This is a genomic window from Paraburkholderia sediminicola (assembly GCF_046030555.1).
Lineage (GTDB): Bacteria > Pseudomonadota > Gammaproteobacteria > Burkholderiales > Burkholderiaceae > Paraburkholderia > Paraburkholderia sediminicola_E.
Map to the genome: position 1 here is coordinate 240,321 of NZ_JAQQCH010000002.1, position 23,472 is coordinate 263,792.

The 23,472-nt window shown below is 62.3% G+C and carries 19 protein-coding genes and 2 pseudogenes; 8 read left to right on the plus strand and 13 right to left on the minus strand.

Annotation, left to right across the window (positions count from 1 at the left end):
- Positions 1 to 68 precede the first annotated feature (68 nt).
- Positions 69 to 1,382, plus strand: coding sequence for an MFS transporter (locus PQQ52_RS04305; RefSeq protein WP_408207183.1), 1,314 nt, complete (start codon positions 69 to 71; stop codon positions 1,380 to 1,382).
- A gap of 33 nt (positions 1,383 to 1,415) precedes the next feature.
- Here PQQ52_RS04305 and PQQ52_RS04310 read toward each other — a convergent pair whose 3' ends face one another.
- The gene (locus PQQ52_RS04310; protein ID WP_408207185.1) at positions 1,416 to 2,354 is read right to left on the minus strand and encodes a LysR family transcriptional regulator; all 939 of its coding nucleotides are present in this window, start codon (positions 2,352 to 2,354) and stop codon (positions 1,416 to 1,418) included.
- A 112-nt stretch (positions 2,355 to 2,466) separates the two neighbouring features.
- Here PQQ52_RS04310 and PQQ52_RS04315 point away from each other — a divergent pair, with 112 nt between their 5' ends.
- Positions 2,467 to 3,009 carry a DUF8737 domain-containing protein gene (locus PQQ52_RS04315; RefSeq protein WP_408207187.1) on the plus strand — a complete coding sequence of 181 codons (543 nt, stop codon included), beginning with the start codon at positions 2,467 to 2,469 and terminating at the stop codon, positions 3,007 to 3,009.
- Here PQQ52_RS04315 and PQQ52_RS04320 read toward each other — a convergent pair.
- Positions 2,972 to 4,183, minus strand: a complete 1,212-nt coding sequence (locus PQQ52_RS04320) for an ROK family transcriptional regulator (RefSeq protein WP_408207189.1) — start codon at positions 4,181 to 4,183, stop codon at positions 2,972 to 2,974. The genes PQQ52_RS04315 and PQQ52_RS04320 overlap by 38 nt on opposite strands.
- A gap of 193 nt (positions 4,184 to 4,376) precedes the next feature.
- On the opposite strand from PQQ52_RS04320, the gene PQQ52_RS04325 reads away from it, so the two are divergent.
- From PQQ52_RS04325 to PQQ52_RS04335, 3 genes and pseudogenes are all read left to right on the plus strand, one after another.
- Positions 4,377 to 5,849, plus strand: coding sequence for an APC family permease (locus PQQ52_RS04325; RefSeq protein WP_408207191.1), 1,473 nt, complete (start codon positions 4,377 to 4,379; stop codon positions 5,847 to 5,849).
- Complete coding sequence (locus PQQ52_RS04330) at positions 5,839 to 6,840, plus strand: ROK family protein (protein ID WP_408207193.1); 1,002 nt, start codon at positions 5,839 to 5,841, stop codon at positions 6,838 to 6,840. The genes PQQ52_RS04325 and PQQ52_RS04330 overlap by 11 nt, the downstream gene beginning before the upstream one ends.
- Before the next feature lie 114 nt (positions 6,841 to 6,954).
- Positions 6,955 to 7,497, plus strand: a pseudogene (locus PQQ52_RS04335) (GNAT family N-acetyltransferase); the annotation flags it as partial.
- 163 nt (positions 7,498 to 7,660) lie between these two features.
- On the opposite strand, the gene PQQ52_RS04340 reads toward PQQ52_RS04335, so the two are convergent.
- Complete coding sequence (locus PQQ52_RS04340) at positions 7,661 to 8,797, minus strand: MBL fold metallo-hydrolase (RefSeq protein ID WP_408207195.1); 1,137 nt, start codon at positions 8,795 to 8,797, stop codon at positions 7,661 to 7,663.
- Positions 8,798 to 8,880: 83 nt separating this feature from the next.
- Between PQQ52_RS04340 and PQQ52_RS04345 the strand changes: the two genes are divergently transcribed.
- Positions 8,881 to 9,495 carry a TetR/AcrR family transcriptional regulator gene (locus PQQ52_RS04345; RefSeq protein WP_408207197.1) on the plus strand — a complete coding sequence of 205 codons (615 nt, stop codon included), beginning with the start codon at positions 8,881 to 8,883 and terminating at the stop codon, positions 9,493 to 9,495.
- 65 nt (positions 9,496 to 9,560) lie between these two features.
- On the opposite strand, the gene PQQ52_RS04350 is transcribed toward PQQ52_RS04345, so the two are convergent.
- Positions 9,561 to 10,082: a PH domain-containing protein gene (locus PQQ52_RS04350; protein ID WP_408207199.1), complete on the minus strand. Its 522-nt coding sequence runs from the start codon at positions 10,080 to 10,082 to the stop codon at positions 9,561 to 9,563.
- A 288-nt stretch (positions 10,083 to 10,370) separates the two neighbouring features.
- Positions 10,371 to 11,162, minus strand: a complete 792-nt coding sequence (locus PQQ52_RS04355; protein WP_408207722.1) for a phosphopyruvate hydratase family protein — start codon at positions 11,160 to 11,162, stop codon at positions 10,371 to 10,373.
- Between PQQ52_RS04355 and PQQ52_RS04360 the strand changes: the two are divergent.
- A pseudogene (locus tag PQQ52_RS04360) lies at positions 11,158 to 11,544 on the plus strand (LysR substrate-binding domain-containing protein); the annotation flags it as partial. The gene PQQ52_RS04355 and the pseudogene PQQ52_RS04360 overlap by 5 nt on opposite strands.
- Before the next feature lie 59 nt (positions 11,545 to 11,603).
- Here the strand turns inward: PQQ52_RS04360 and PQQ52_RS04365 are convergent.
- From PQQ52_RS04365 to PQQ52_RS04385, 5 genes are all read right to left on the minus strand, one after another.
- Complete coding sequence (locus PQQ52_RS04365) at positions 11,604 to 12,752, minus strand: acyltransferase family protein (protein ID WP_408207201.1); 1,149 nt, start codon at positions 12,750 to 12,752, stop codon at positions 11,604 to 11,606.
- Between the two features lie 161 nt (positions 12,753 to 12,913).
- Positions 12,914 to 14,500, minus strand: coding sequence for a TolC family protein (locus PQQ52_RS04370; RefSeq protein ID WP_408207203.1), 1,587 nt, complete (start codon positions 14,498 to 14,500; stop codon positions 12,914 to 12,916).
- Positions 14,487 to 16,700, minus strand: a complete 2,214-nt coding sequence (locus tag PQQ52_RS04375) for an FUSC family protein (protein WP_408207205.1) — start codon at positions 16,698 to 16,700, stop codon at positions 14,487 to 14,489. Before PQQ52_RS04375 ends, PQQ52_RS04370 begins: the two co-directional genes overlap by 14 nt.
- A complete protein-coding gene (mdtN, locus tag PQQ52_RS04380; protein ID WP_408207207.1) occupies positions 16,681 to 17,730 on the minus strand; it encodes a multidrug transporter subunit MdtN in 1,050 nt (349 codons plus the stop codon). The genes PQQ52_RS04375 and mdtN overlap by 20 nt, the downstream gene beginning before the upstream one ends.
- Entirely contained in the window at positions 17,727 to 17,996 is a 270-nt protein-coding gene (locus tag PQQ52_RS04385; RefSeq protein ID WP_408207724.1) for a YtcA family lipoprotein, read from the minus strand. The genes mdtN and PQQ52_RS04385 overlap by 4 nt, the downstream gene beginning before the upstream one ends.
- A 295-nt stretch (positions 17,997 to 18,291) precedes the next feature.
- Here PQQ52_RS04385 and yfcF point away from each other — a divergent pair, with 295 nt between their 5' ends.
- Complete coding sequence (yfcF, locus tag PQQ52_RS04390; RefSeq protein ID WP_408207726.1) at positions 18,292 to 18,924, plus strand: glutathione transferase; 633 nt, start codon at positions 18,292 to 18,294, stop codon at positions 18,922 to 18,924.
- A gap of 93 nt (positions 18,925 to 19,017) precedes the next feature.
- On the opposite strand, the gene PQQ52_RS04395 is transcribed toward yfcF, so the two are convergent.
- The 3 genes from PQQ52_RS04395 to PQQ52_RS04405 form a co-directional block, all read right to left on the minus strand.
- Entirely contained in the window at positions 19,018 to 20,037 is a 1,020-nt protein-coding gene (locus PQQ52_RS04395) for a DMT family transporter (RefSeq protein ID WP_408207209.1), read from the minus strand.
- Between the two features lie 31 nt (positions 20,038 to 20,068).
- The gene (locus PQQ52_RS04400; protein ID WP_408207211.1) at positions 20,069 to 20,698 is read right to left on the minus strand and encodes a TetR/AcrR family transcriptional regulator; all 630 of its coding nucleotides are present in this window, start codon (positions 20,696 to 20,698) and stop codon (positions 20,069 to 20,071) included.
- Between the two features lie 151 nt (positions 20,699 to 20,849).
- Positions 20,850 to 23,456 carry a fused MFS/spermidine synthase gene (locus PQQ52_RS04405; RefSeq protein WP_408207213.1) on the minus strand — a complete coding sequence of 869 codons (2,607 nt, stop codon included), beginning with the start codon at positions 23,454 to 23,456 and terminating at the stop codon, positions 20,850 to 20,852.
- Positions 23,457 to 23,472 lie beyond the last annotated feature (16 nt).

Below are 23,472 nucleotides of genomic sequence, written 5' to 3' on the forward strand. Positions count from 1 at the left end.
CTCCGAAAAAGTGACACTGCGCGTCACCCATACCGTATCGATCGCAATCGAAAAACCGGAGACACTTCTTGAATATCCACCCCCACAATGTTGCGGCCGGCGCCAGCATTGCCGACTCCGCCGACGCGGTCTACAGGCGCATCGCCTGGCGCTTCCTGCCACTGCTGTTCGCCTGCTATGTGGTGGCCTATCTGGACCGCGTCAACGTTGGCTTTGCCAAGCTGCAAATGCTGAACGATCTGCAGTTCAGCGAGGCGGTCTACGGTCTTGGCGCGGGCATGTTTTTTATCGGCTATTTTTTCTTTGAAGTGCCCAGCAACCTGTTGCTGCACAAGCTCGGCGCGAGGCGCTGGATCGCGCGAATCATGATCACCTGGGCGGTCCTTTCGATGTGCACCGCCTGGGTTAGTACTCCGTTGCATTTCTACATCGTGCGCTTCTTCCTCGGTATTGCGGAAGCCGGTTTCTATCCGGGCATGCTGCTCTATCTGACCTATTGGTTCCCGTCGCACAGGCGCGGCCGGATGGTGGCGTTGCTGACCGCGGGCAATCCCGTGTCGGGCATCGTGGGAGGTCCCCTGGCGGGCTACATCATGACCGCGACGGCCGGCTTTGCCGGCATGCATGGCTGGCAGTGGTTGTTCATCCTGGAAGCCTTGCCGGGCATTCTGCTTGGCGTGATGGTCTACCACCGCCTCGACGACAAGGTGGCGCACGCCACATGGCTCAGCGTCGAGGAACGTGCGCAGGTTCAGTTCGACCTCGATAGGGAGGGCAAAACCAGGACACATGGTTCGGTAAGCCAGGTGTTCCGCTCCGGCCGCGTCTGGCTGCTCTCACTGATCCTGTTCGGCATCATCATGGGCTCGTATGCGCTGAGCTTCTGGCAGCCGACCATCATCAAGGGCACCGGTATCAGGAGTCCGGCGCTGATCGGCGTGATGACGATGATCCCCTACACGGCCGCACTGATCGGCATGCTGCTGATCGGACGCAGTGCGGACAAGCGTCGCGAACGACGTTGGCATGTGATCGTGCCAACCCTGTTCGCAGCCAGCGGCTTCGTGTTGTGTGCCAACGCCGCGGGCAGTTCGACGCTGTCGATGCTGGGACTGACGATGGTCGCGGTAGGCATCATCAGCGCGCTACCTATGTTTTGGGCTTTGCCCACGTCGTTTCTGGGCGGGGTAGGGGCCGCCGCCGGTATCGCGCTGATCAATTCGACTGCGAATCTGGCGGGGTTCGTTAGTCCGACTGTCATCGGCTGGCTGAAAGGCCAGACTGGCACGCTGTCGTCCGGCTTGTATCTGGTTGCCGGTTCGTTGACGCTGTCCGCGTTTCTGGTTTGGGCCTTTATTCCGGCGCGGGTGGTGAACCGTTGAGGCTGGAGTTTCCGCAACCCGGCACGCCAATAGTCATTTCGTACCGGGGACTTCGCCACGGCCTGCCGGGCGGCTCTTCACATGATCGATGAAGGCGCGCAGCTTCGGCATGATCTGCCGGCGGCCTGGATAGTAGAGAAACACGCCCGGTATCACCGGCGCGAACGGCTCCAGCACGTGCATCAGTTTTCCCGCTCTCAACCCTTCGGCGGCCATCGGCTCAGGTAGCTGGGCAAGGCCCATGCCTTCGACTGCCGCGCCAAGCATGGTGGAAAAATCGTTGGCGATGAGAGGGCCGGACACGGCGATCTCGATCGCCTGGCCGTTGTCGTTGAATGACCATAGCGCGAGCGCACCGCTGGATCGCCGCCATCGCAAGCATGCGTGCTGGCGCAGATCGTCCGTGTGCTTGGGCTGACTATGCTCTGCGAAGTAGGCAGGGCTGCCGACGACGATGAGACGAAACGGTGGCGTCAGCGGTACGGCGACCATGTCGGCGTCGACGAACTGACCCAACCGGATGCCGGCATCGAACCCTTCCGCTGCGAGATCGATCAACTCCTTGCTCGCAGCGATCTCCACTTCGACCTCGGGATAAGCCCGGCAGAAAGATGCGATCAGGGGTTCCAGCAGGATGGGCACCACCGCGCGCGGCACCGAAAGACGCAACAACCCGGCGGGCCGCTGGCCAAGTCCGCGCGCAACATCACTAGCCGCGACAAGCTCTTCAAAGGCAGGCTTTGCCCGCGACAGAAACCGTTCGCCCGCTTCGGTCAGGCCGACACTACGCGTGGTGCGTATGAAGAGCGCTGCGCCAATGCGCGCTTCAAGTACACGGACTGTCTGGCTGACGGCCGACGGTGTCACCCCGAGTTCCGCGGCTGCCCGGCGAAAACTGCGATGCTGGGCGACGCTCAGGAACACCTCCACGCCATCGAGCGCCCCCTGTCTGACTGTGAAGTTCTGCTTCATAGCCCGTCAACATTGTGATGAATAGTCGCTCGCGAGAGGCCATGGTACACCTACGTCTGCAGATCTCCTCTTCCTACTTCAATGCGCCAGACAACACCTGACAGGAGGCAATATGCCACCGGAGCTTCTCTTTCTATTGCAACTCATTCTGGGGTATGTCGCCTGGCTGCTTTGCTTGCGCGTATACGTCTGGCCCAGGCTCAATTCGATGGATCCATTCGAAGCGCAACGCGCCATCGCCACCTTGCACAGCTTCCGTTTCTTCGGGCTGGTCTTCATTCTGCCAGGCGTCGTCAGCCCCGATCTGCCTGCCAGCTTCGCTGTGTTCGCCGCATACGGTGACTTCGCAACGGGAGTGCTAGCCATGCTGGCGCTACTCACAGCGCGAACACGCCCACTCTTCTGGATGTTCGTCGTAGCCTTCAATCTTGTGGGCGCGACCGACCTCATCCTCGACTACTACCACGCTATCCAGTCCGATCTTCCTGCGCGTGCGGGAGAGCTGGGCGCTACGTACGCGATTCCGATCATCTACGTGCCGGTGTTGATGATTACGCATGTTGCCGCCTTCTATCTGCTGCTGCGCCCTCAACTCAAGGCGCGCGCGCTACACCACGCTACGAAGTCGCATACCCAAGCCGCTCAAAAGCCCTGAGCCGCCCCCGCTCCACGCCTAGAACAATCGCTCCAAGCAGCACAGCATCCGTCCCAGTTGCCGAGACCGCGAATTCAGGCACAGGAATGGGTAGCCAGTTAGCAAGGTGATCCCGGATCGTTGGTAGCAGCAGGGCGCCGCTTCGCCCAATACCTCCGCCGAGCACGACCAGTTTCGGATCGAGGATCGGGATGATCGACGCCAGTCCCCACGAGAGTTGCCGCGCTTCTTCCGCGACGCAGTCGAGTGCGCGCTGATTGCCTGCGTGGGCCGCCACGAACACCGCTTCCGCATTGGCCACGTCAAGGCCAAGCCGCTGTGCGTGCGCCACGATTCCCTTCGCGGCGGCGGACACTTCGAACTTGGGTCGATAGATTCCATCGGATTTCGAACCCACAACCGGGGCCGCGGGCAGGACGGCAATTTCGCCGGCAAAACCATGCGCGCCGCGATGCAGCCTTCCGTCGGCGATGATCCCGAGACCCACCCCCGTGCCGACCGACATAAAGACAAAATTGTCGACGCCGCGCCCAAGGCCATGCTGCTGTTCGCCTAGCGTGGCCAGGTTGATGTCGTTCTCAACCAGCAGATCAGCATCGAGCGCTTCCCGTAGCGAAGGGATCAGCCCCGCACGCTCCAGATCCGGCAGGTTCGGCGCGAGACGAAGTCTGTCGCTTTCCGTATCCAGTACGCCAGGCGAGCCGAACACGGTCGCCAATACCTCGTTGCGCGCGATGTGTTGCTCTTCAAGCATCGCGCCGACAAGCTCGACGATTCGGGCGACCAGCCGTTCCACGCGGGCAGGGGTGCGCTTTTCGAGCCGTGCCACTACCGTCCCGGTCAGATCGGCGACCGCGCCCCGTATCCACTCGGCGCCGACGTCGATCGCGACCACAAAACCCGCTCGCGCCCGGGGAGCGTAAAGACGGGGCGAGCGTCCCGCGCTACCGCCACGCACGCCCGTCTGCTCGACGATTCCAAGCCGCTCGAGATTGCCGAGCGCGGCCGAGACCGTGACTTTAGACAGCCCCGTGCTCTCCGCGAGCTGCGGGCTGGAGGCGGGCGCCAGCGACAACAGATGCTGGTAGATGGCCCATTCATTGCCCTGGCGTACGAACGCGGGGCCACGGGTGACGGTGACTGTCGGCCGGCTGTTCTTTCTATGCGCGTGCATGGGGCGTCTGGTTTCGGGATGGCCGATCCTATCAACGACTGTACGGCGGGGCAAGCGGCCTCCCGTCGATTCGGACCGGAAATATTTTTGGTTCGATTGCATTAGTAAAGAAAGTTTCCTATCATTCGCAAAAAAATGAGCGAACACCGGAGCATCGGGCTATCAACGCGGCGAGCGCCGCAAGGAGACACATATGAGCGATTCCGCATGGCAGGAGCCCTCCTCGAACGCACTGGCGGACGCGGCCGGGCGGCCGGTGGCCGAGGCGCCGCATTTCCACCGTTCCGTCGGCCTGTTCCCGGCGATTGCGGTGAACATGATTCAGATCTGCGGGATTGGCCCATTCCTGACCATCCCGGCGATCGTGGCCGTGATGAATGGCCCGCTTGCCGTCATCGGCTGGATTCTCGGCGCGGTGCTGGCCATGGCGGACGGCCTGGTCTGGGCTGAACTCGGCGCAGCGATGCCCGGCGCCGGCGGCACGTATCTCTACGTCCGCGAAGCCTTCCAGTACCGTACCGGCAAGCTGATGCCCTTTCTCTTCGTCTGGACCGCGATGTTGTCCATTCCGCTCATCATGAGCACGGGCGTCATCGGCTTTGTTCAGTACCTGGGGTTCTTCCTGCCGAATCTGTCGGGGTGGCAGTCGCACGCGATCGGCGTCGGCGTGACCGCACTGGTCGTCCTCGCGCTTTATCGGCGGATCGAATCGATTCGTGCATTGAGCACGGTGCTGTGGATCATCATGATGCTCGCGGTCGGCCTGACGATTGCCGCGGCGTACTCGAACTTCCATCTGAGCCTCGCCACGACACTGCCGCCTGGAGCGGGCGATATCAGCAAGTTCTTCACGGGCCTCGGCGCGGGTCTCATCATCGCCATCTACGACTACGCCGGCTACAACACGACGGCGTACATGGGTGACGAACTGAAGAATCCCGGACGCGTCATGCCCCGCTCGATCATCGTGTCGATCATTGCCATGATGTTTCTTTACCTCGCGTTGAACGTCGGCGTGATCGGTACGGTGCCGTGGCAGGAGGTGGCGAAGTCGACGTCGGTCGCGTCGCTCGTCGTGTCGCGCAATTGGGGGCATGCAGCGGCGGCGTTCGTCACCGTCCTGATCCTGATTGCGGCGTTTGCGTCAGTCTTTGCCGGACTGCTCGGTGGCTCACGCGTGCCTTTCCATGCGGCGCGCGACGGTGTGTTTCTTGCGGCATTTGGCAAGTTGCATCCGAAGCATAATTTCCCGCACGTCGCGCTGCTTGTCATGGGCGTGGTCACAGCCGCCGGCACGTTTTTCGATCTGACCGCCGTGATCAATATGCTGGTCGCCGTCGCGGTGTTGCTGCAGTCGGTGGCACAGATCGCGGCATTGACTGTGCTGCGTCGTCGTCAGCCGGAATTGCATCGCCCGTATCGCCAGTGGCTCTATCCGGTGCCGAGCCTTGTTGCGCTGGTTGGCTGGTTCTATGTTTTCTATGCAACCGATCGTCAGTCTCAGTTGATGTCGACGGCCTGGCTCGTCCTGGGGCTGATCGCGTTCCTGATCTGGGCGCGTGTCGCCCGTCAATGGCCGTTCGGCCCGAAGCCTGTCCGCGAAGTATTTCTTGAACGCCAGACAGGCACCCCCGCAACCGTGAATACCGAAGCACATGCACGTTAAAGACATAGATGAAACCCGGCACGCCGGCGCAGGCACGAGTGGATTCCTGCTCGCTATCGACATCGGCGGCACCAAGATCGCCATGGCGACCACGACACCGGCGGGAGAGCGCCTTCATGAAGCAGAAATTCCGACCTTGGCGGAGCAGGGTGCGGAGATCGTCATGCGGCGCATGTTCGAAGCGGCGACGGCGCTGATTTCGAAGACGCTTGCCGGCGTGGAGCGGCGCTTTCTGGCGGTGGCCGCGGTCACCCCCGGCATCATCGAACCCGACGGTATCCGGCTCGCGCCGAACAATCCCGGTTGGGACCAGCTCGCACTCTACGATGTCCTGCGCGCAGGCTTCGCCGCCCAGTGCGTCGCCGTCGAAACCGACGTCAAGGCCGCTGCGCTGGCAGAAGCGCGCTGTGGCGCGCTTGCCGGCGTCGATTGCGGCCTTTACCTGAACCTGGGGACCGGTCTGGCGGCGGCCGCGGTGATCGATGGGCGGGTGCTGCGCGGCGCGCACGGCGCCGCCGGCGAGATCGGCTATCAATTGCGCGGTGTGCCCGATGAAGCTCTGTTCGCCGACGGCGGCGCCTCGCTGGAAGACTTCGTTTCCGGTCGCGCGATTGCCGACCGCGTGAGCGTACTGCTAGGACGAAACGTCACCACCCATGAAGCTTTTGCGTTGCGGGGTTCAGTGCCTCAGGTGGCGGCGCTGATCAAGGATGCGTTCGAGGCGCTTGGCAGGCACATCGCTAATCTGACGCTCATGCTCGATCCGTCGCGGATCGTGATTGGTGGCGGGATGGCACGTATCCCAGGCATTCCTGACAGTATTCGTTCACTGCTGGCGCGCGCTGTGCCCTATCCGCCAGACGTGGCGATTGCCGCTTTCGGTCACGGCGCCGCGTTGCAGGGTGCGATTGTGGCAGCGAGCGACGCATGGGCTTCGCGCCGGTCGCCGCCTGGCCACTCGCCGTTGCGGGAGGTCGCGTCCGCGTTGTAGCCGTCAATGCGCCGGCGCGGTGGCCACTTTCGTTATGGTCTCAACACACGAAGTTGTTGGGTCGTGCCCCTCATGCTTTAATGGCACGCTCTGCTCGCGGCGATCCATTACATCATGCTTTCTTTCCAGCCCGTTACGCTGACTACCCCACGTCTCATCCTGCGGCCACCTCGCCATGAGGACCTGCAGGCACTCTTCGCGATCTGGTCGGACGCAGAGGCGATGCGCTACTTTTCATTTCCGGCGATGACCTGCCTGGACCAGGCAGAGGAACGTATCGCGCGGTCATTGAAGGCGTCCGCTGACGGCAAGGACTTCATTTGCATAGTCGAACATCGAACCACTGAAGAAGTACTCGGCACTTGCGATCTTTTCCATATGAACGAGCAATGCCGGCGAGCGGAAATAGGTTTCAGTCTGCAACGCAAGCACTGGGGCAGCGGATACATGATCGAGGCGGCTTCCGCGCTGATCGAGCACGCGTTCGGCGTGCTGAACTTGCGGCGCATCGAGGCGGATATCGACCCTCGCAATCTCGCTTCGGCCAGGCTTCTCGAACGACTCGGATTTGCGCGCGAAGGACTGTTGCGCGAGCGCTGGATAGTGGGCGACGAAGTGTCGGACAGCGCGCTATATGGGCTGCTTGCGGGGGATCGCCGGGCGTATGGGCCCGGCGACCAGAATCAGGAGGACAAATTTGCGCCGCGCGGGCATGGTGATCGACGCGATCAGGAAGGGCCCGCTGCCGATTTCAATGTTCTCGACCGGATCGATCCCGGGTATCAGGACTAGACCCGCGGCAGTCAGTGCCCTTCGGTGCCTAAGCGTGCTCCTTCTTGCCGGTGCAAAAGGACAGCCGGCCAAAGCGCCGCCGCGGTGTCGCGGGCTCCTGAACACGCTCCGCAACCTCGCGCCACCACTTCCCGCCGCGGTGCGGTGCGCTCAGATCCAGCCGCTCTCCCATGCGGGGCGTCGCAAGCGGAATGCCGCGCGCGGCGGTGAGCCCGACCACGCGTTCGTACGGTTCTTGCCAGCGATGCATCGCCAGATCGAACGTGCCGTTGTGAACCGGCACCAGCCAGCGGCCGCGCAGATCGACGTGCGCCTGTACCGTCTCGTCGGGCTGCATGTGCACGTACGGCCATTGGGCATCGTAGGCGCCGGTTTCGAGCAGCGTCACGTCGAACGGACCCAGCCGCTCGCCGATCGTCTTGAATCCATCAAAGTAGCCCGTGTCGCCGCTGAAGAACATGCGCAAAGCGTCATCGACGATGACCCACGAGGCCCACAACGTGCTGTTGCCGTCAAAGAGACTGCGGCCGGAGAAATGCTGCGCCGGTGTTGCCGTGAACGCCAGACCGTCGATCTCAGCGCTCTGCCACCAGTCGAACTGGCGGACCTTCGACGCGTCGATACCCCACTCGATCAGACGGTCGCCAACACCCAGCGGCGTCAGAAACACGGCCGTCTTGGCAGCGAGCGCCAGCACGGTCTCGCGGTCCAGGTGGTCGTAGTGGTCGTGCGACAGAATCACGCCGGCGAGCGGCGGCAAGTCTTCGAGCGCAATGGGCGGTGCATGAAAGCGCTTTGGACCGAAGCGCCGGAACGGCGATGCACGTTCAGCGAAGACCGGGTCCGTCAACCAGAACTGACCACGCAGCTTGAGCAGCATGGTCGAATGCCCGAGGCGATACAGGCTCCGGTCAGGCGCGGCCTGGAGTTGTTCACGCGACAGTGCGTCGACAGGCAGGGGGGCCGCCGGCACCGTGCCGTCCGGTTTGTTGAGCAGCACATTCCACACGATGCTCAAGGTTTTGCGGATTCCTTCGACAGGACGCGGTTTGACGTTACGAAAGCGCTCGCCGTCGTGCTGAGCCGACGTGTCGAACGATTCACGCCCGCGTCGCGCCGCCGTCAGGCCCAAGGCGCGGCGAATAGAACCGGTGAACGATGTCATGCAAACCGCCTCGAAACAGAAAGTAGACTGTTGAGTGTAGTTTATTTTAGAGAAAAGTAAACTGCCCGGTGTAAAATTTAACGATGAATACCAGCGATACCCCCCTCCGCCTGACCGATCGCAAGCGCGCTGCCGTAATTGGGGCCGCTATCGAAGAGTTTCTCGCGGCCGGCTTCGACGCGACCAGCATGGACCGCATCGCAGCGCGCGCGAGCGTTTCGAAGCGGACGGTCTATAACCATTTTCCAAGCAAGGAAGCACTGTTCGCAGCGATCCTGCGGCAGTTGTGGGAGTCGAGTGACACGGAGGAGGCGCCTGCTTATTCCTCCATGCATCCGTTGCGTGCGCAGTTGCTCCAGCTTCTGTTAAAAAAGCTGGGCCTTTTGAATGACGAGGCGTTTCTGTCCTTGGCGCGCGTTGCGATCGCGGCGGGCATTCATTCGCCGGAGCGCGCGCGCGACATGGTGGCTCGCATGGGCGAGCGTGAAGAGGATTTGACGGTGTGGATTCGCGCAGCCGCTGCCGATGGCCGCCTCAAGACATCGGATCCCACGTTCGCTTCGCAGCAATTGCAGGGCCTGGTGAAAGCGTTCGCTTTCTGGCCGCAGGTGACGATGGGCCAGCCCACCCTCAGCGTGGATGAACAAAGACATGTCGCGGAATCTGCTGCCGATATGTTTCTTGCGCGTTATGCGTGACTCTGGCTGAACAGCAAGCGGGGTGGTTATCGTTGCGCCTTGACCCAGCCGCTCAAATGACCGGTTCAAACACTGTGCGCCTGAGAGTAACCCGGCGCGTCTGGATCATACGTGTTGGCGGCAGTAAGCCGTTCGCGACGCGCAGCGATTGCCTCGTCCAGCAACTTGCGGAGATGATCCGCGCCTCTGATAGCCGGCAAACGCCTCACCGGATGAGCCAGATCGTCGGTCATCAGGATAAGCGTGGCAGTACCGAATAGACGCTGCCACCAGGGCTGGATCGACGTGATGTGCTGAATCCGGGAAAGCTCGAGAATCGACGTACGTCGATGCACAATGCCCTGCGTCCAGCTAATCCGTGCGGTATCAATCACGATTCGGGTGAACGCGGTTTTGACGAACGGCAAACTGACACCGATCAGGACCGCCCCGGCTTGGGCAAGCAGCACATGCCACTGAAACGGGAAAGCGTTCGACGCGCAGACATGTATCGCGCCGATCATTGCCATGACGGCGCCTCCCTTCAGGAGCGCCGGAAGGTTGCAGGCCTGCGACGGCGCGCCGCTGAAAATCACTTGATTGGCCATCGCACCTATCCTTTTTTCTGATCCACGGCTCTATTCGTCCGTCCAAAAAGGCAGCGTTGCCTGATTCGGTTGCGCGCGGCGAACTGACTGCTGGCCGGCAACAATATCATGTCCCTTTCGCCGGACACACCTGCGTGCTGGCTGGGTGGGACACGCTTCAAACGTTTGGTGGCGGTACGAGGCGTCTTCGACGCATCGGTCACGGAAACAAGCGTAGTCAAGTCGCACGCCACTATCTTGAAGTCGCCGTGGCACGACTGGGTGCCGACGGTCTATCCAGTATAGCCTTTACGACGCAGGTCGTCCGCGACGCGAGGCGAACGGTGCCGCGCCAGCAAACCTTGCCTGCGAGCCCAACTCGCGCTCGATACGGATCAACTGGTTGTACTTTGCGGTTCGGTCCGTGCGAGAAAGCGACCCCGTCTTGATCTGACCGGCGTTTGTCGCGACGGCGATATCCGCAATGCTGACGTCTCCGGTTTCTCCCGAGCGATGTGAGATTACCGTGCTGTAAGCGGCGCCCTGGGCCGTTCGCACGGTTGCCAGCGTTTCGCTGAGCGTACCGATCTGGTTCATCTTGACGAGGATCGAGTTGCCAATCATGAACTCCTGGAAATCGAGCGGATTGTCGGCATGTGCGCCGCCATTGATGATGTTGATCATTGGAACCGGCAGGACAGACGCCTGCAATCCGCCAAGATAACGAAACAGCGAGGTCCGGTTGAACGCGGCCGCGGCATTCGCTGCGGCCATTGAGCAACCGAGAATCGCATTCGCGCCGAGGCGCTGCTTGTTGTCGGTGCCATCGAGCTCGATCATGGTTTTATCGACGTCTCGTTGGTCCATGGCGTTCATGCCGATCAGTGCATCCCGCAGTTCGGTGTTGACCGCATTGACTGCCGCCATGACGCCCTTACCCAGATACCGCGCAGGATCGTTGTCCCGCATCTCGACGGCCTCGTGCTCCCCGGTTGAAGCGCCAGACGGTACCGTTGTCCGGCCTTTCGAGCCATCGTCCAGGATAATTTCCACTTCAACCGTGGGATTTCCCCGGCTGTCCAGGACTTCGTTGCTCGTCAGTTCAGTGTTCGAGCAACTCGAGCACGGCTATGCCAGATTGCAGGCCCAAGTGCAGGGTTCGGGCCTGCACGTCGCATGCAGTGCGACATTTGCCATGCGTTGGTTGGCGGCGAACCTTGCCGATTTCTATCGCACGCGTCCGGACATTCGTATCCGCCTGTCCATGACGTCGGCGCGAGAGATCAGGACAGAAGGCGCTGACCTTGTCATTGCATGGGATCTCACTTCATATCCGGAGGCGGACCGTTCCCGCGCGATCCCGCTGGCACCTGTCGCATTCGGGCCTGTATGCACACCTGGCTACAGGAGATCGGCAACAACGGGGACACGTATCGCGCACGACTTCACGTCAAGCGCATGGACGCATTGGGAGGCGCAGACGGACACCAGATTGTGCCCCGTGTCAATCTGAAGGGCGCATGAATGCAAAGGCCCGGCGGCTTAGGCAGCCGGCGCGGCTGGTGCATTCGGCGTGTATTTCCGCAGTCGCTGGGAAATCAGATGCGATGGCTTTTCGATCATCCGGTAAAACGCGTAGCTGATGGCGAACGCCAACGCCACCTGTACGAACCATGCGAATCGCGATGTGTCATCGAATCGGGTCATTTCCAGCAGTGCAAGCGCCATCTTGTGGCAGAGATAGAGGCTATAAGACCATGCTCCAAAAGTCGCCAGCCTGGACCAAACGCTGCTTCTGGAGGGGGTGGCTGTCTCCGCTGCGATCCAGATTGCCGCAAGGAACTGAAATAGCGGGAGCGTGATATCGGGCGTAATCACCGGCACAACTGCGGGTTTGAGATTCGATTCGGATAGCAAAATCATCACTGCCGCCCCGGCCGCGACAACCGTGACTCTCAATGCAACCAGATGGTTTGCCAGGTAATGAGTACTCCGATCAAGGCCGCGTTTGATCATCATGGTGAGTGGCGAATACGCACCACGGACGTTGAACTGCTCCGCGTTGCGCTGGATTTCCGCGATCAGGCAGCCAGAAATCCATCCCGCCGCATACAGGAGTGCCGTACCCGGAACGCCATACGTCTCAATCACGCAACTGTGGCAAACCGGGTGTCCTATCAGACGAACCGCGGCCACCATCACGCCTGCCGCAAGCGTGCAGCCAACGATCATTTCGCCGATGTAGCGAAACCGCGGGCGCAAGATCGGATAAGCGGCGTAATACACCATCTCGCAGTAGAGCGACCAAAGCACGGACTCCAGATAATTTTGTCCCGTCGGCAAAGGTTGAACGAGGCACAGCAGGATGAGCAGCGGCAAGCCGATGCGGATGAATCTGGACGCGTAATAGTTGATCGGCTTGAGCGTGACATCCCGTTGATATGCGTTGTGGATGCAATAGCCGGAAATGACGAAGAACACGATGACGGCGGCGGGACCCGCAAACAGCGCCGTCGATCCTGACCACAATGCGCTGCCGAGGAAGGCGAGCCGATGCGGCAGAAGTTCTTTAAACAAGGGCGGACGAAAGTGATACATCAAGACCCAGACAGCCGCGAGGAATCGAATGGCGTCTATCTTCAGGGACTTGTTCAGATTTGCGGACGCTGACAGATTCAAGGTGATCGCCATTTTTGCCCCTTCTTCTATTCAGGCTGCGACGATCTTACCTCCGCGTTAAACAACAAAAATACCAACAAAAATCGAAAAAAATTAGGGAAATTAATGCCCGCTAGGCCGCGTGATTTCGCGCTGGAGGAGGGCGGAGTCGACCCATGCCCTCAACCGTTTGCTCACCAGTTGTCGCGCATCGGAATCGACTCGACCGATCCGGTTGCCAGCGCGAGCGCAGCAGCGGCGGACAGCGCACTGCTGTAACTATCGGCGTCCGCGTTCTCCGCCGCCAGCAATTGATTCTGCGCAAGCAGCGCGTCGGTGACCGAGCCGACACCGTGCCGGTACGCATCGAATGCGGCGTCATACGTTGTTTGCGCTGCAGCAAGCAGCTCTTTGGCGGCAGCCTGCGCGGCAAGACTGGTCTGCAGCGTATTCTGCGCAGTAACGATTTGCCGAACCGCTTCTTCGCGGCTTCGGGTAAGACGCGTCGACGCACTGTCGGCATCGTTGCGTGCCTGCGCGAGCACGGCCGATCGCAAGCCGCCGTCGTACAGAGGAATCGTTACGCCAACGATCACGCTGCCGCCGTAGCGGCCGCCGCTCAGGTTCACGGTCGGCAGTTGCTGACCGATGGCCGGAACCGCCGAAATCGACGAACTGCCGGTGTTGTATGCGCCCGTCGCCGAGACGAACACCTTCGGCATGAAGTCCGATTCGGCCGCTTTCACTTTCGCCAGATTGACCCGCTCGGCCGCATAGGCGCTCAACACGTCCGGGCGGCGGGCGATGGCGGTCGACACGATCCGCTCGATCGAGTCGTTCGTCGGCGCCGGCAGCGTACGCGCCGGCATCTCCGCGATCCTGGGTTTCGACAACGGCGAGATCCCCATCGCGGAGATTAGCGCGAGATAGCTGTTGCTTTCGGCGCCCTGGGCCTGGACGAGCGCGAGCTTCGCCTGCGCGCGATTCTGGTTGGCCTGCGCCACTTCGATGACGGTGCCGATGCCATGCTTGTAGCGCGACTGTGCCGCGGCCAGGATCGCGTCGGCGTTGTCGAGGCCTTGTTGCGTTGTGGCGATGCGGGCGTGCGCGGCCTGGTACGCGTAGAAGGCGATGCTGACGTCGAAAATCACCTGTTGGTGGACCGCGGTGAAGCCGATGTTCGCCATCACCGATGCCTGCGAGGCGGCCTCGACGCGCGCGGCACGTCCACCGAAATCGAACAGCAGCCATTGCAGCGATAGCACCGAGGTCATGCCGTGCCCTGTAGCGCTTGCCGACGAATCGCCGAGCACGGATGAGCTCGAATCATGAAGGCCAGCGTACTGCCCCATCGCCGCGACTGACAGTTGCGGTAGATAGGCGCTCTTCGCGATGCCGGCCGCGAGCGCCACATTGCGCGCGTCGTTCCAGGCGATGCGGGTCAGCGGATTCGCCGACTCCGCCAGATCGATCAGTTCGGGTAGCGCGTATGCATGCGCCTGCTCGAGGGCCGGTGGAGGCGGCACGGCGGCAAGCGCGGGATTCGCGGGTAGCTGGTAGCCGCGTGGGGATGCTGTCGCGGCCGCTGAGTTAGCCGAAGCTGAAGCTGACACCGGCGACGCGGCCGCAGGCCCAGGCACGATGGCACCGGCCGCATCCGTCTGCGGTTGCCACGGACGGTCGGGGCTGTCCGGCGCCATGTCGATGGACGACGCGGCGCATCCGGCCAAACCCGCCGCGGCCAGGATCGCCAGTGCGAATGAGGGGTTAAGCCGGCGCATGAGTCGTGAGTTCCTTCGCCGCGTCGCTCGACGCCGCGTGTTCGAGTTGAGAGAGGCGTGCGTTGCCGAGGTCCAGTAAAGCGGTGCGTGCGTCGTCGTCGGATGTCGCGTCCGGCAAAGTCGCGTTTGGCGCGGCGGCCAAAGCGGAGATCGGCACAATTGGCAACGGTGGCGCTTGCGCGATTGGCAAAGCTGGATCCGGCGCCACCGCCAAGGGCGGACCCTGCGTGACGGGCAAAGCCGCGGCCTCGTCGGCCCCAACATCCATTTCGGCCGACGGTAACTGCACCCCGTCCATGATCCGTTTAAACCAGCCGTCGATCGCGGCATCGCCCGGGCGTCGTTCGGCGAGCAGGAACATCGGCCCTTCGAGTGCATCGAGCTTGGCCAGCGCGCTGCGGCGTTCGGCGATCCACTGCGGTTCGGGGCGAACCCACGACGGCTCGTAATGCATCAGCGCGAGGTCCTGCTCCAGCGCGCCGCACTGAGCCATGACGCTCGCCGCCTGCGCCCGGCGCGTGCCCGCCTGGGGCAGCGCCGTCAGCCGTTCCCACTGCTGCCGCAGCGCGGCGATCCCAGTGTCGATGCGCGCGGCCACGCTGACCGGCCACACGCGGGTGAAAACCAGATAGACGACCACGTTGCCGATCAGAATCCCGATCGTGCGATCGCGCGCGAGTGTCAAATCGTAGCCAGGCGCCGCGCCCTGCAGCACGCACATGAAAAACGCCAGGGCGATCTGGAAGCCGGCATAAGCAATGCGCGGCGAGCCGAAAGCGATCCACGCCGACAGCCATGCACCGACCAGCACGAGCGACATCAATCCGACGACGGACGTCAGCACCGGCGTCACGAAGATGATTGCCGCAGTGCCGAGCAGCGCACCCACCAGACACCCGGCAATCCGCAGCGTCATTTTCTCGACGGTTTCGGCGGTGGTGCCGAGCGACACCATGTAGACCGTGATGAAGCAGGTGTGGATACCCGGCCAGTTGATCTGCGAATAAAGCAGATAGCAGAACATCGCCGCCGCGGTGGTCTTCAGCGCGTAGCGGATGTGGTCGGGATTGCTGAATGCGTCGGGGAGGAAGAAGCCGCCGTGTTTGCCAGCGGATGGGGGCGTGGCCTTGGTGTTCGCTTTGGCTTGTGCTTCGGTTTCGACCTTGGCTTCGACTTTACCTTCGGCCGTGGTTTCGACTTTGTCTCCGCCTTTGCTTTCGCCCTCGACTTCGACAACAGCAAAGCGAATGATCGCATCGTGCAGATCCTCGACGACGATCCGTGCGAGTGGCTTCAGTTCTGCCACGTCAGGCAGGCTGAGTTCGATGTCGACCGGATAGCCACCGGCCTCGAGCATCTGCGCCATGTTCTCCAGTGTGTCGGCAATAGGCCCGGCGAACGATGCCGGCAGCCGCGCCGATGGTTCGCGCGCGGCCAGCCCGGCCGCGACCAGGATCGCCAGCGTCGACGACACGGCCTGCCGTAGCGGGGGAACGTCGGCACGCACCGACGATCCGTCCACGACGGAGAGCTTGAGCCACGTTCCGATTTGCTCGTCCCCCTCGCGCAGGCATGCGCCGAGCGCGTCGTCCGTTGCCGCGGGTTCGGTCAGACTGCGGGCCGCGATCCGCAAGCGCTTCGCCAACTCGCTGCCGGCAAGCTTCCGCGGCGACGGGGCCATTAACAGGTTGACGCCGATCGAGATGCCGATCGGAATCGCGACCATCAGCCAGGCGTAGAGCAGGGCGCGCGTCGCCACTTCGCCGAACGGGACGTTGCCGAGTTCGTCGAGCGCAAAGCCGACGATCATCGCGATGATCGCGCCGACCGGCCGCAGCTTGCTTGCCGAGGTCACGAACAGCAGCCCCAGCGATAGCCCCGCGATACACGCAACCCGCCAGAGCGGATCGTCGAGCGCGAACATGGCCACCACCATGACCAATGCGATGATCACCGTGACCAGCACCAGCAATCCTGCACCGAGCACCACGCTCAGCACCCGGTCGGGCCGGTTCAGAAAGAACACGACGTAGGCGGAAATCGCGGCTTCCGGCGTGCCGTACGCGCTCGTCACGAACGCCGTCAGCGCGCAGATCAGCGCGATGCGCGTCGCCATCGCGGCTCGCCCCGGATAGGGGGCAAGCAGCTTCAGGATGTCGGCGGCGCCCGGTCGGGCAAGATCACCGGCAGGCTGCGCCATGCCGGACCTCGACTATCGCACTCGCACCGATCCGGACCAGCCGGGCCGCCGGCTCGTCGAGCCGCACGCGCACGGGGAAGCGCTGGGCGACCCGCACCCAGTTCACGGACTGCTGGACGATCGGCAACGTGCGCGGCAGATTGATACGGTCGGAATCCGCAACGCCGGCACCGATGCCGATCACTTTGCCGTGAATCGCCTGGCTCCGGTCGATCATGGAATAAACGGTCGCGCAATCACCCGGCTGGATCCGCGCGAGCGCGCCCTCCCGGAAGTTGGCGACGGCGAACCATTCGTCCGCGTGGACGAGCGTGAAGATCGACTGATGCGGCGCGACCGTCTCGCCCGCCAGCACCGACAGGCCCGTGACAAAACCATTCTGCGACGCCCGCACGATGGTGTCGTCGAGGCCGCGCTGCGCGAGCGCGAGGGCCGCCTCGCGCGCATGCACTGTGGCGACGGCACCTGCTTCGTCGCCGATCGTCTGCGCGGTCGCCTGCTTCTGCTCCTGTGCCTGCTTCAGTGACAACGCCGCATCGTGCTGCGCGACCTGTGCCTGATCCAGTTGCTGGACCGGTACGTAACCCTTCGCCACGAGCGGCGTGAGCCGCTGTACCGTGCGCGATGCCAGCGCGTAGTTGTGTGCCGCTTTGCCCGTCTGGTCGCCGGCGATGACGGCATTGGCGCGCTCACCGACGATCGACCTGCGCCGCGTTTCGAGCGTCGCGCGGGCCAGTTCGAGGTCGGCCTGGGCTTGCGCGAGCGCGAGCCGATACGGCACAGGATCGATCTCGAAGAGCACGTCGCCTTTCGCGACCCGCTGGTTCTCTTCCACCGTGACCCTGATGATCCGGCCGCCGACCGGCGACGCGACGTGCACGACGTCGGCATCGATCGTTGCGTCGTCCGTCGACGGGAAGCGGGTTGTCCGGTCATAGCCGTACCAGGCCGCCGCGAGGCCAAGCGCGACGATCACGCCCGCGATCACACGGCCTTTGAAGGGGGCTTTGCGCAAGCCGGCGTTTTTCATAAGAGCTGTCCTGTTCCCGAAAGCCAGAAGAGCACGGCGACCGTCAGACCGATGGCCACGCAGACGGAGAGTTGAAACGGGACGATCTGCGCCCACCCCGTGGAAACGAATATCCGATGGGCAATCAGCGCGCCGACGAGTCCGACTACCGCGCTCAACAACCAGAGCGGAAAATATGCGCCGAAGATTTCATACGACGGCGCGCCATGCAGCGTACATCCCTGCAGGGACAGGCTCAGGGCAGCGACCGCCGGAAAGTACCGCATGCGGTGCACGATCGAGGTGCGGGCGGTAGGGTGATTGGGCTTGAACGGCATTGCGGCGTCGCGAGGTGGGTGAATACGTTATGGGAGCAACGACATCACGGGCACTTTACCAGTGCGGCCGTTTCGTTTCGATGTTTTCCGTTCTCGTACCCGTTCATTCCTATCAGGATCGTTGATAATAAAAACGGATACTGATGGTTGAAATGAACGCGCGCCGAAAGCGCTCAGTAATGCGTGGTCCCTATCAGTCCGTCCATGACGAATATTGAATGCCGTGTGCAAACAGGAGAATACATTGCCATCAACGAGTCTGCGCCTCTACGCCGATGCTCAATTCGCAAGTCCCTATGCCATGTCTGCCTTCGTGGCACTTCACGAAAAGGGCTTGTCGTTTGAGCTTTCAGCGATTGACTTGAGCAGGCATGCAAACCGCGAACCCGGCTATGCCGCCAGTTCGCTCACGCAGCGTGTGCCTACGCTGGTTCACGACGACTTCGCTTTGTCCGAGTCGTCCGCAATAACTGAATATGTCGACGAAGTTTTTCCTGGCACGCTGTTGTATCCGGCAGATCCGCACCATCGCGCGCGAGCACGTCAAGTTCAGGCCTGGTTGCGTAGCGATCTGATGCCCATCAGACAGGAGCGTTCCACCGAGGTCGTGTTTTACGGGGCTTGCGCGGCACCCCTTTCTGATGCAGCACGTGCTGCGGCTGCGAAACTGTTCTCTGCCTGCGAGACGCTCCTCGCCGGCAACGCGTTGTACCTCTTTGATGAGTGGTGTATCGCAGACGTGGACCTCGCGCTCATGCTCAACCGTCTCGTTCTGAACGGTGACTCTGTGCCGCCGAGGTTGGCCGAATACGCGAGGCACCAGTGGCAACGGCCGTCTGTTCAACTTTGGGTCGGCCTGAATCGGCCGCCGCTATGAAAGCCTTTGAACTGGCGGCGAGCGGTCTGACATGTCTCTTTGCGCTGACGTGTTGACCTGAATGAAGTGTCGATGCCGGGCCCGTCCGCTGCATTACTTCTGCAGAACAGGTCCCCGAGCCTGGCGTCGCAAATAGATATTGTTGAAAATCAGCGCGGCGCCAGTCGTGCAGGCGCCCGCGATTTGCCAATGTCCCGGAACTACGCCGGTCAACGAAGACACGACGAAAGTCGTGACGGGTAACACGTCCATGAACAGGACGCCGTTGAGCGGGGTGAGAATCCTGTTACCCATGTTCCAGAACAGGATCGCGATGAAGCCGGCGATTGGACCCATATAGAGAAGGTGAGGGACGATCGCGCGCAATGCGGTTGCAGATGGTACGGGTACAGCGTGAAGCGCGAACAGCAATACGTTGAGGCTGATGATCGTGGTGAGTCCGAGCCACGTGGTCATCGTCGTGTATTTGAGTGCGGACCAGCTCTTGAAGTGAGACGCGCCAAAGGTGTATATCACCCAGCACAATGCGCCGAGAACAATCAGGGCGTTTGCAGAATAGTGCTGCGGTTCGCGCAGAACGGCAGCGACATTCCCTTTTGTCACCACAAGCGAGACGCCGGCGAATGACATCAGGATAAACAGAAACGAATAGAACGGCGGGCGGCGTTTGCGCGCGATCGCGTTCACGAGCAGGCCCATCATGGGCTGAGTTGCCATCATGATCGATGCAGTCAGTGCGCCTTCGCGCCCGGCCAGTTGCTGCCCCAGAAAGACGAAAGATCCGAATCCGCAAAAGCCGACCGACCCGAGCAGCCAGGCCAATGCAAGCGATTCCCCATTTGCCTTCAGCGCTCCCTTTCCTTCTTTTATCTTCAGCAGGACAAGAAACGCTGTGCCGGCGATCAGATACCTAAGCGACGTAAACGTGAATGGGTCGATATACACGAGGGCGCTCGTCATCACCGGAAACATGACGCCCATCAATATTGTTGCCAGCACGCAAAACACCACACCTTTCCAGTAGCTACCGCGGATCGACTGCGCAACCAGACCGACAGACTGGCTGTTACGACTGGACGCCGGCACGGCAGAAAATTCGAGGGGCTTATTCATGAATGATCGTTCCAAAAATACGCAAAATTTTTTAGACTAGCGCGCGCATCGTCATGTCGACGATCGACACCAGTTCGTTCTTGCTGACATTTACTTTTCCCAGCACGCGCAAGCCCTGGACCATGCAGAGCAGGAAGTTGCCGACAGACTGCTCGTCGAGCTCAGCGTTGAATTCCCCCGCCTGCTGGCCGCGGACCACGGCGGCTACGAGATGAGAGGCGATACGTCTCAATGTGGTTTCGATAAGGGGACGCAAAGCCTCGTCATCCGGCAACATTTCGATGGCTGCGTTCGTGATGAGGCACCCGTGGCGTCCCGATAGCTTGCTGGCGACCTGGGTGTAATGAAGCAAAGCCTCCCGAAGTGCTTCACGCGGCGGCAGATCGACGGCCAGCCGTTCTTTCAGGCGAGCAATCGCACCCTCTGCGTAACGATCGAAGGCGGCGACGAGAAGCCCGTGCTTATCGCCAAACGTGCTGTAGAGGCTGGCGCGGAAAAGGCCCGTCGATTGACATAGCGATTCAATCGACGTTGCATGGTAGCCCTGCTCCCAGAAGACTTTGCCGGCAATCCCGGTGACTTCGTCAAGATCGAATTCACGCGGCCGCCCACGCTCGGACGGCGGGGCGGAAGGGCTGGTAGAAGAAGGGCGTCGGCTCATGGTGAACGAATATTAAGACTGATCGTTCTTAAATTCAACCGCTTTCGCTAAAGAGAAAGCGGTTTATCGCTCTGCTGGAACGCAAACGGGTCTTCCATGGCGCGACGCCTTGCTAAGGCGCCGGTGTCCAACCCGGCGCACGGCGCCCGATTTAGTTGCCGTCTCCAATGAGCCATCGGTAGTAAGCGTTGTCCGGGTCTGTGCGTAAGGCATTGCCGATGTCCTCTGCCCACGCGTCGCGATCGCCTTTATAGGCATCCAGGCCGGCTGAATAGAAGCTCTGCAGTGCGCTGCGCGACTTGTCCATGGCGGTGCGAAACGCGTTGTCAGCGCCCTGCAACGGGGGGGCTGTGTGAAGCGCCAGCAAGTGCGCCAACGTTGCCGGGAAGGCGTCGTGACGAACCCACGTGGCGTATTCGATGCGCGGTTGATCGTCCGTGACCGGCCGCGCGTCCGCGGCGTAGTATGCGAGGCCGGCGCGGTCGGTGATCCAGGTGGCCAGCAACGCTGCCGGCGATGCAATGCCGACTTCGCGCAGTGCCGCGGCGACCTGCGGTTGCGCAAAGCGCGCCTCGATCCGCGGCACGTCCAGTTCGAGCGGTTGCATTGAGCCGACCAGCATCATCTCGTGCAATTCGGTGGTCCACAACGCGGCGTGCGGAAACACCTGGATGAAGCTCTGGATCAGCGAGCGCGTGTCCTCTTCATTCTGCGTCGGCAACGGCAGCCATTGTGCGACGATGCCGCGTTGCTGCAGGCGCGACGCCGCCAGGCGGTAGAAGTCCGACGAGTACAGATTGACGACCCCCGCGGCCGACGGCGGCGGGGGTTCGAGCGTGATCAGGTCGTAGCGTTCGGCATTGCGCAGCAGTTCGCGCCGGCCGTCACGCATCCGGATGTCCATGCGGGCATCGGTGCTCATGGTGTAGTTGCCCTTGAACTGCGGTGCGGCACGCACGACCGCCGGCAGCAGTTCCGCGACCGTGCGGTGTTCCAGCCCGGGCCAGGTCAGCAACGCGCCGCCCGTAATGCCGGTGCCGAGTCCGATTACCAGCGCCGTGCGAGGCGTCTCACGGTGGATGATCAATGGCAGCAGGGCTTGCAGGCGCATATATCGCAGCGACGCCATCGTGTCGCCGGAGTTGGAGACACCCTGGATATAGAGCCGCCGGAACTGTCGCTGGCCGGCGTTCTGTTCGACGACCGCCACCGTGCCGCCCGCGCTCTCTTCATAGAAGGTCAGATTGCCGCCGCGCGATTCGGCGAGCAAAGTGGCAAGCCGGTCGGACGGCGTCACGATCACCGCGATGAGCGTCAACGCGGCAAGGACCGGCACACTCCAGCGCGCGAATGGTCGCAGGTCCGCGCCGCGCAGCACGGCGATCAGACTCACTGCGCCCGCGAAGACGGCGAGCGCCGCGAGAGTGTGAATGAGGCCGAGTTGCGGCACGAGTACGAAGCCGGTCAGCAGCGTGCCGCCGATCCCACCAGCGGTATTGAGCGCTACCACGGCACCGACGTCGCGCCCCGTATGCCGGTTGTCCACGTTAAGACGCAACGCGAAGGGGAACGCCGCCCCCAACAGCAGGGTGGGAACGAAGACGACGCATACGGCCGCCACCGCGAAGCCTGCGCACATGGCTGTCAACAGACTGCCGGTAGCGCCGAGCACAGCTTCTCGAGCGAAGCTTTGCCATTGCAGCAGCCAGTTGCCCAGAACGGCAATCTCCAGCAGCGCGACCAGTGCGGCCGACACGATCAGCACCGCAAACAGGCCCCACGGATCGCGTGCCCGGTCAGCGTAGCGCGATGCCAGCGCGCTACCGAGCGCGAGGCCCAGGAGATAGGTGGCAAGCACCACAGCGAAGGCAAAACTGCGGGTGCTGATGAATTGCACGATCACCTGCGACCACACCACCTCGTAACCGAGCGCGACGCCGCCGGCGATCGCGTAGAGCACGAGTGCAAGGCGGGCCTTGGAGGCGGATGTGTTGCGCTCGGTGCGAGTCGGCGCGGCCGACCCAACTACCGGCACGAAGCCCTGCTGCGCGCGTCCGAGCAATACGGCGACCAGCGCCGCGCCGGCATTCAGCGCGGCGGCGGCGCAGGCGCTGCCCAGCACGCCGAGCCATGGAATCAGGACAAAACTCGCGGCCAGCGTGCCGGCAATCGCGCCGGCTGTATTGGCGGCATAGAGACGGGCGCCGGAGCGGCCCATATGGGTGGCGGCGGGCCACAGCGCACGCATCAGCACCGGCAACGTGCCGCCCATTAGTACAGCAGGCAGGCCGACCAGGACGAAGGGTAACGCCCAGGCCAACGGTCCGATCCGGTCTTGCAGCGAGGCGAACGGCGCCGCGGCATACGGCAGCATCCACGTGCTGGCGAGGGCCAGCACCAGCACGCCGGCTTCAAGCAGCGCATACAGGCGCAAGGGCCACGCAAGCCGGTCGGCGAGTCTGCCGAAGACCCAGCCGCCTATTGCGAGGCCCGCGAAAAAAGCACTGACACCGGTGGTGACAGCTTGCACTTCGACGCCGACCACCAGCGCGAGCTGCTTGATCCACAGCACCTGGTTAATCAGCGACGCGGCGCCCGAGGCGAACAGAAGCAGCAGCGGCCAGGCGATCGGCAAGCCTGGGCTGGCGGCTTCTTTCTGGGGTTCATCCAGGAGTGCATCGTCGTGACGCTGTGCGCGTTCATGTGCGCGGCGCTCACGGCGTGAGCTTTTGGCACGGTTGGCCAGCGTTTGGGTCATGGAATGAATGGCGTGG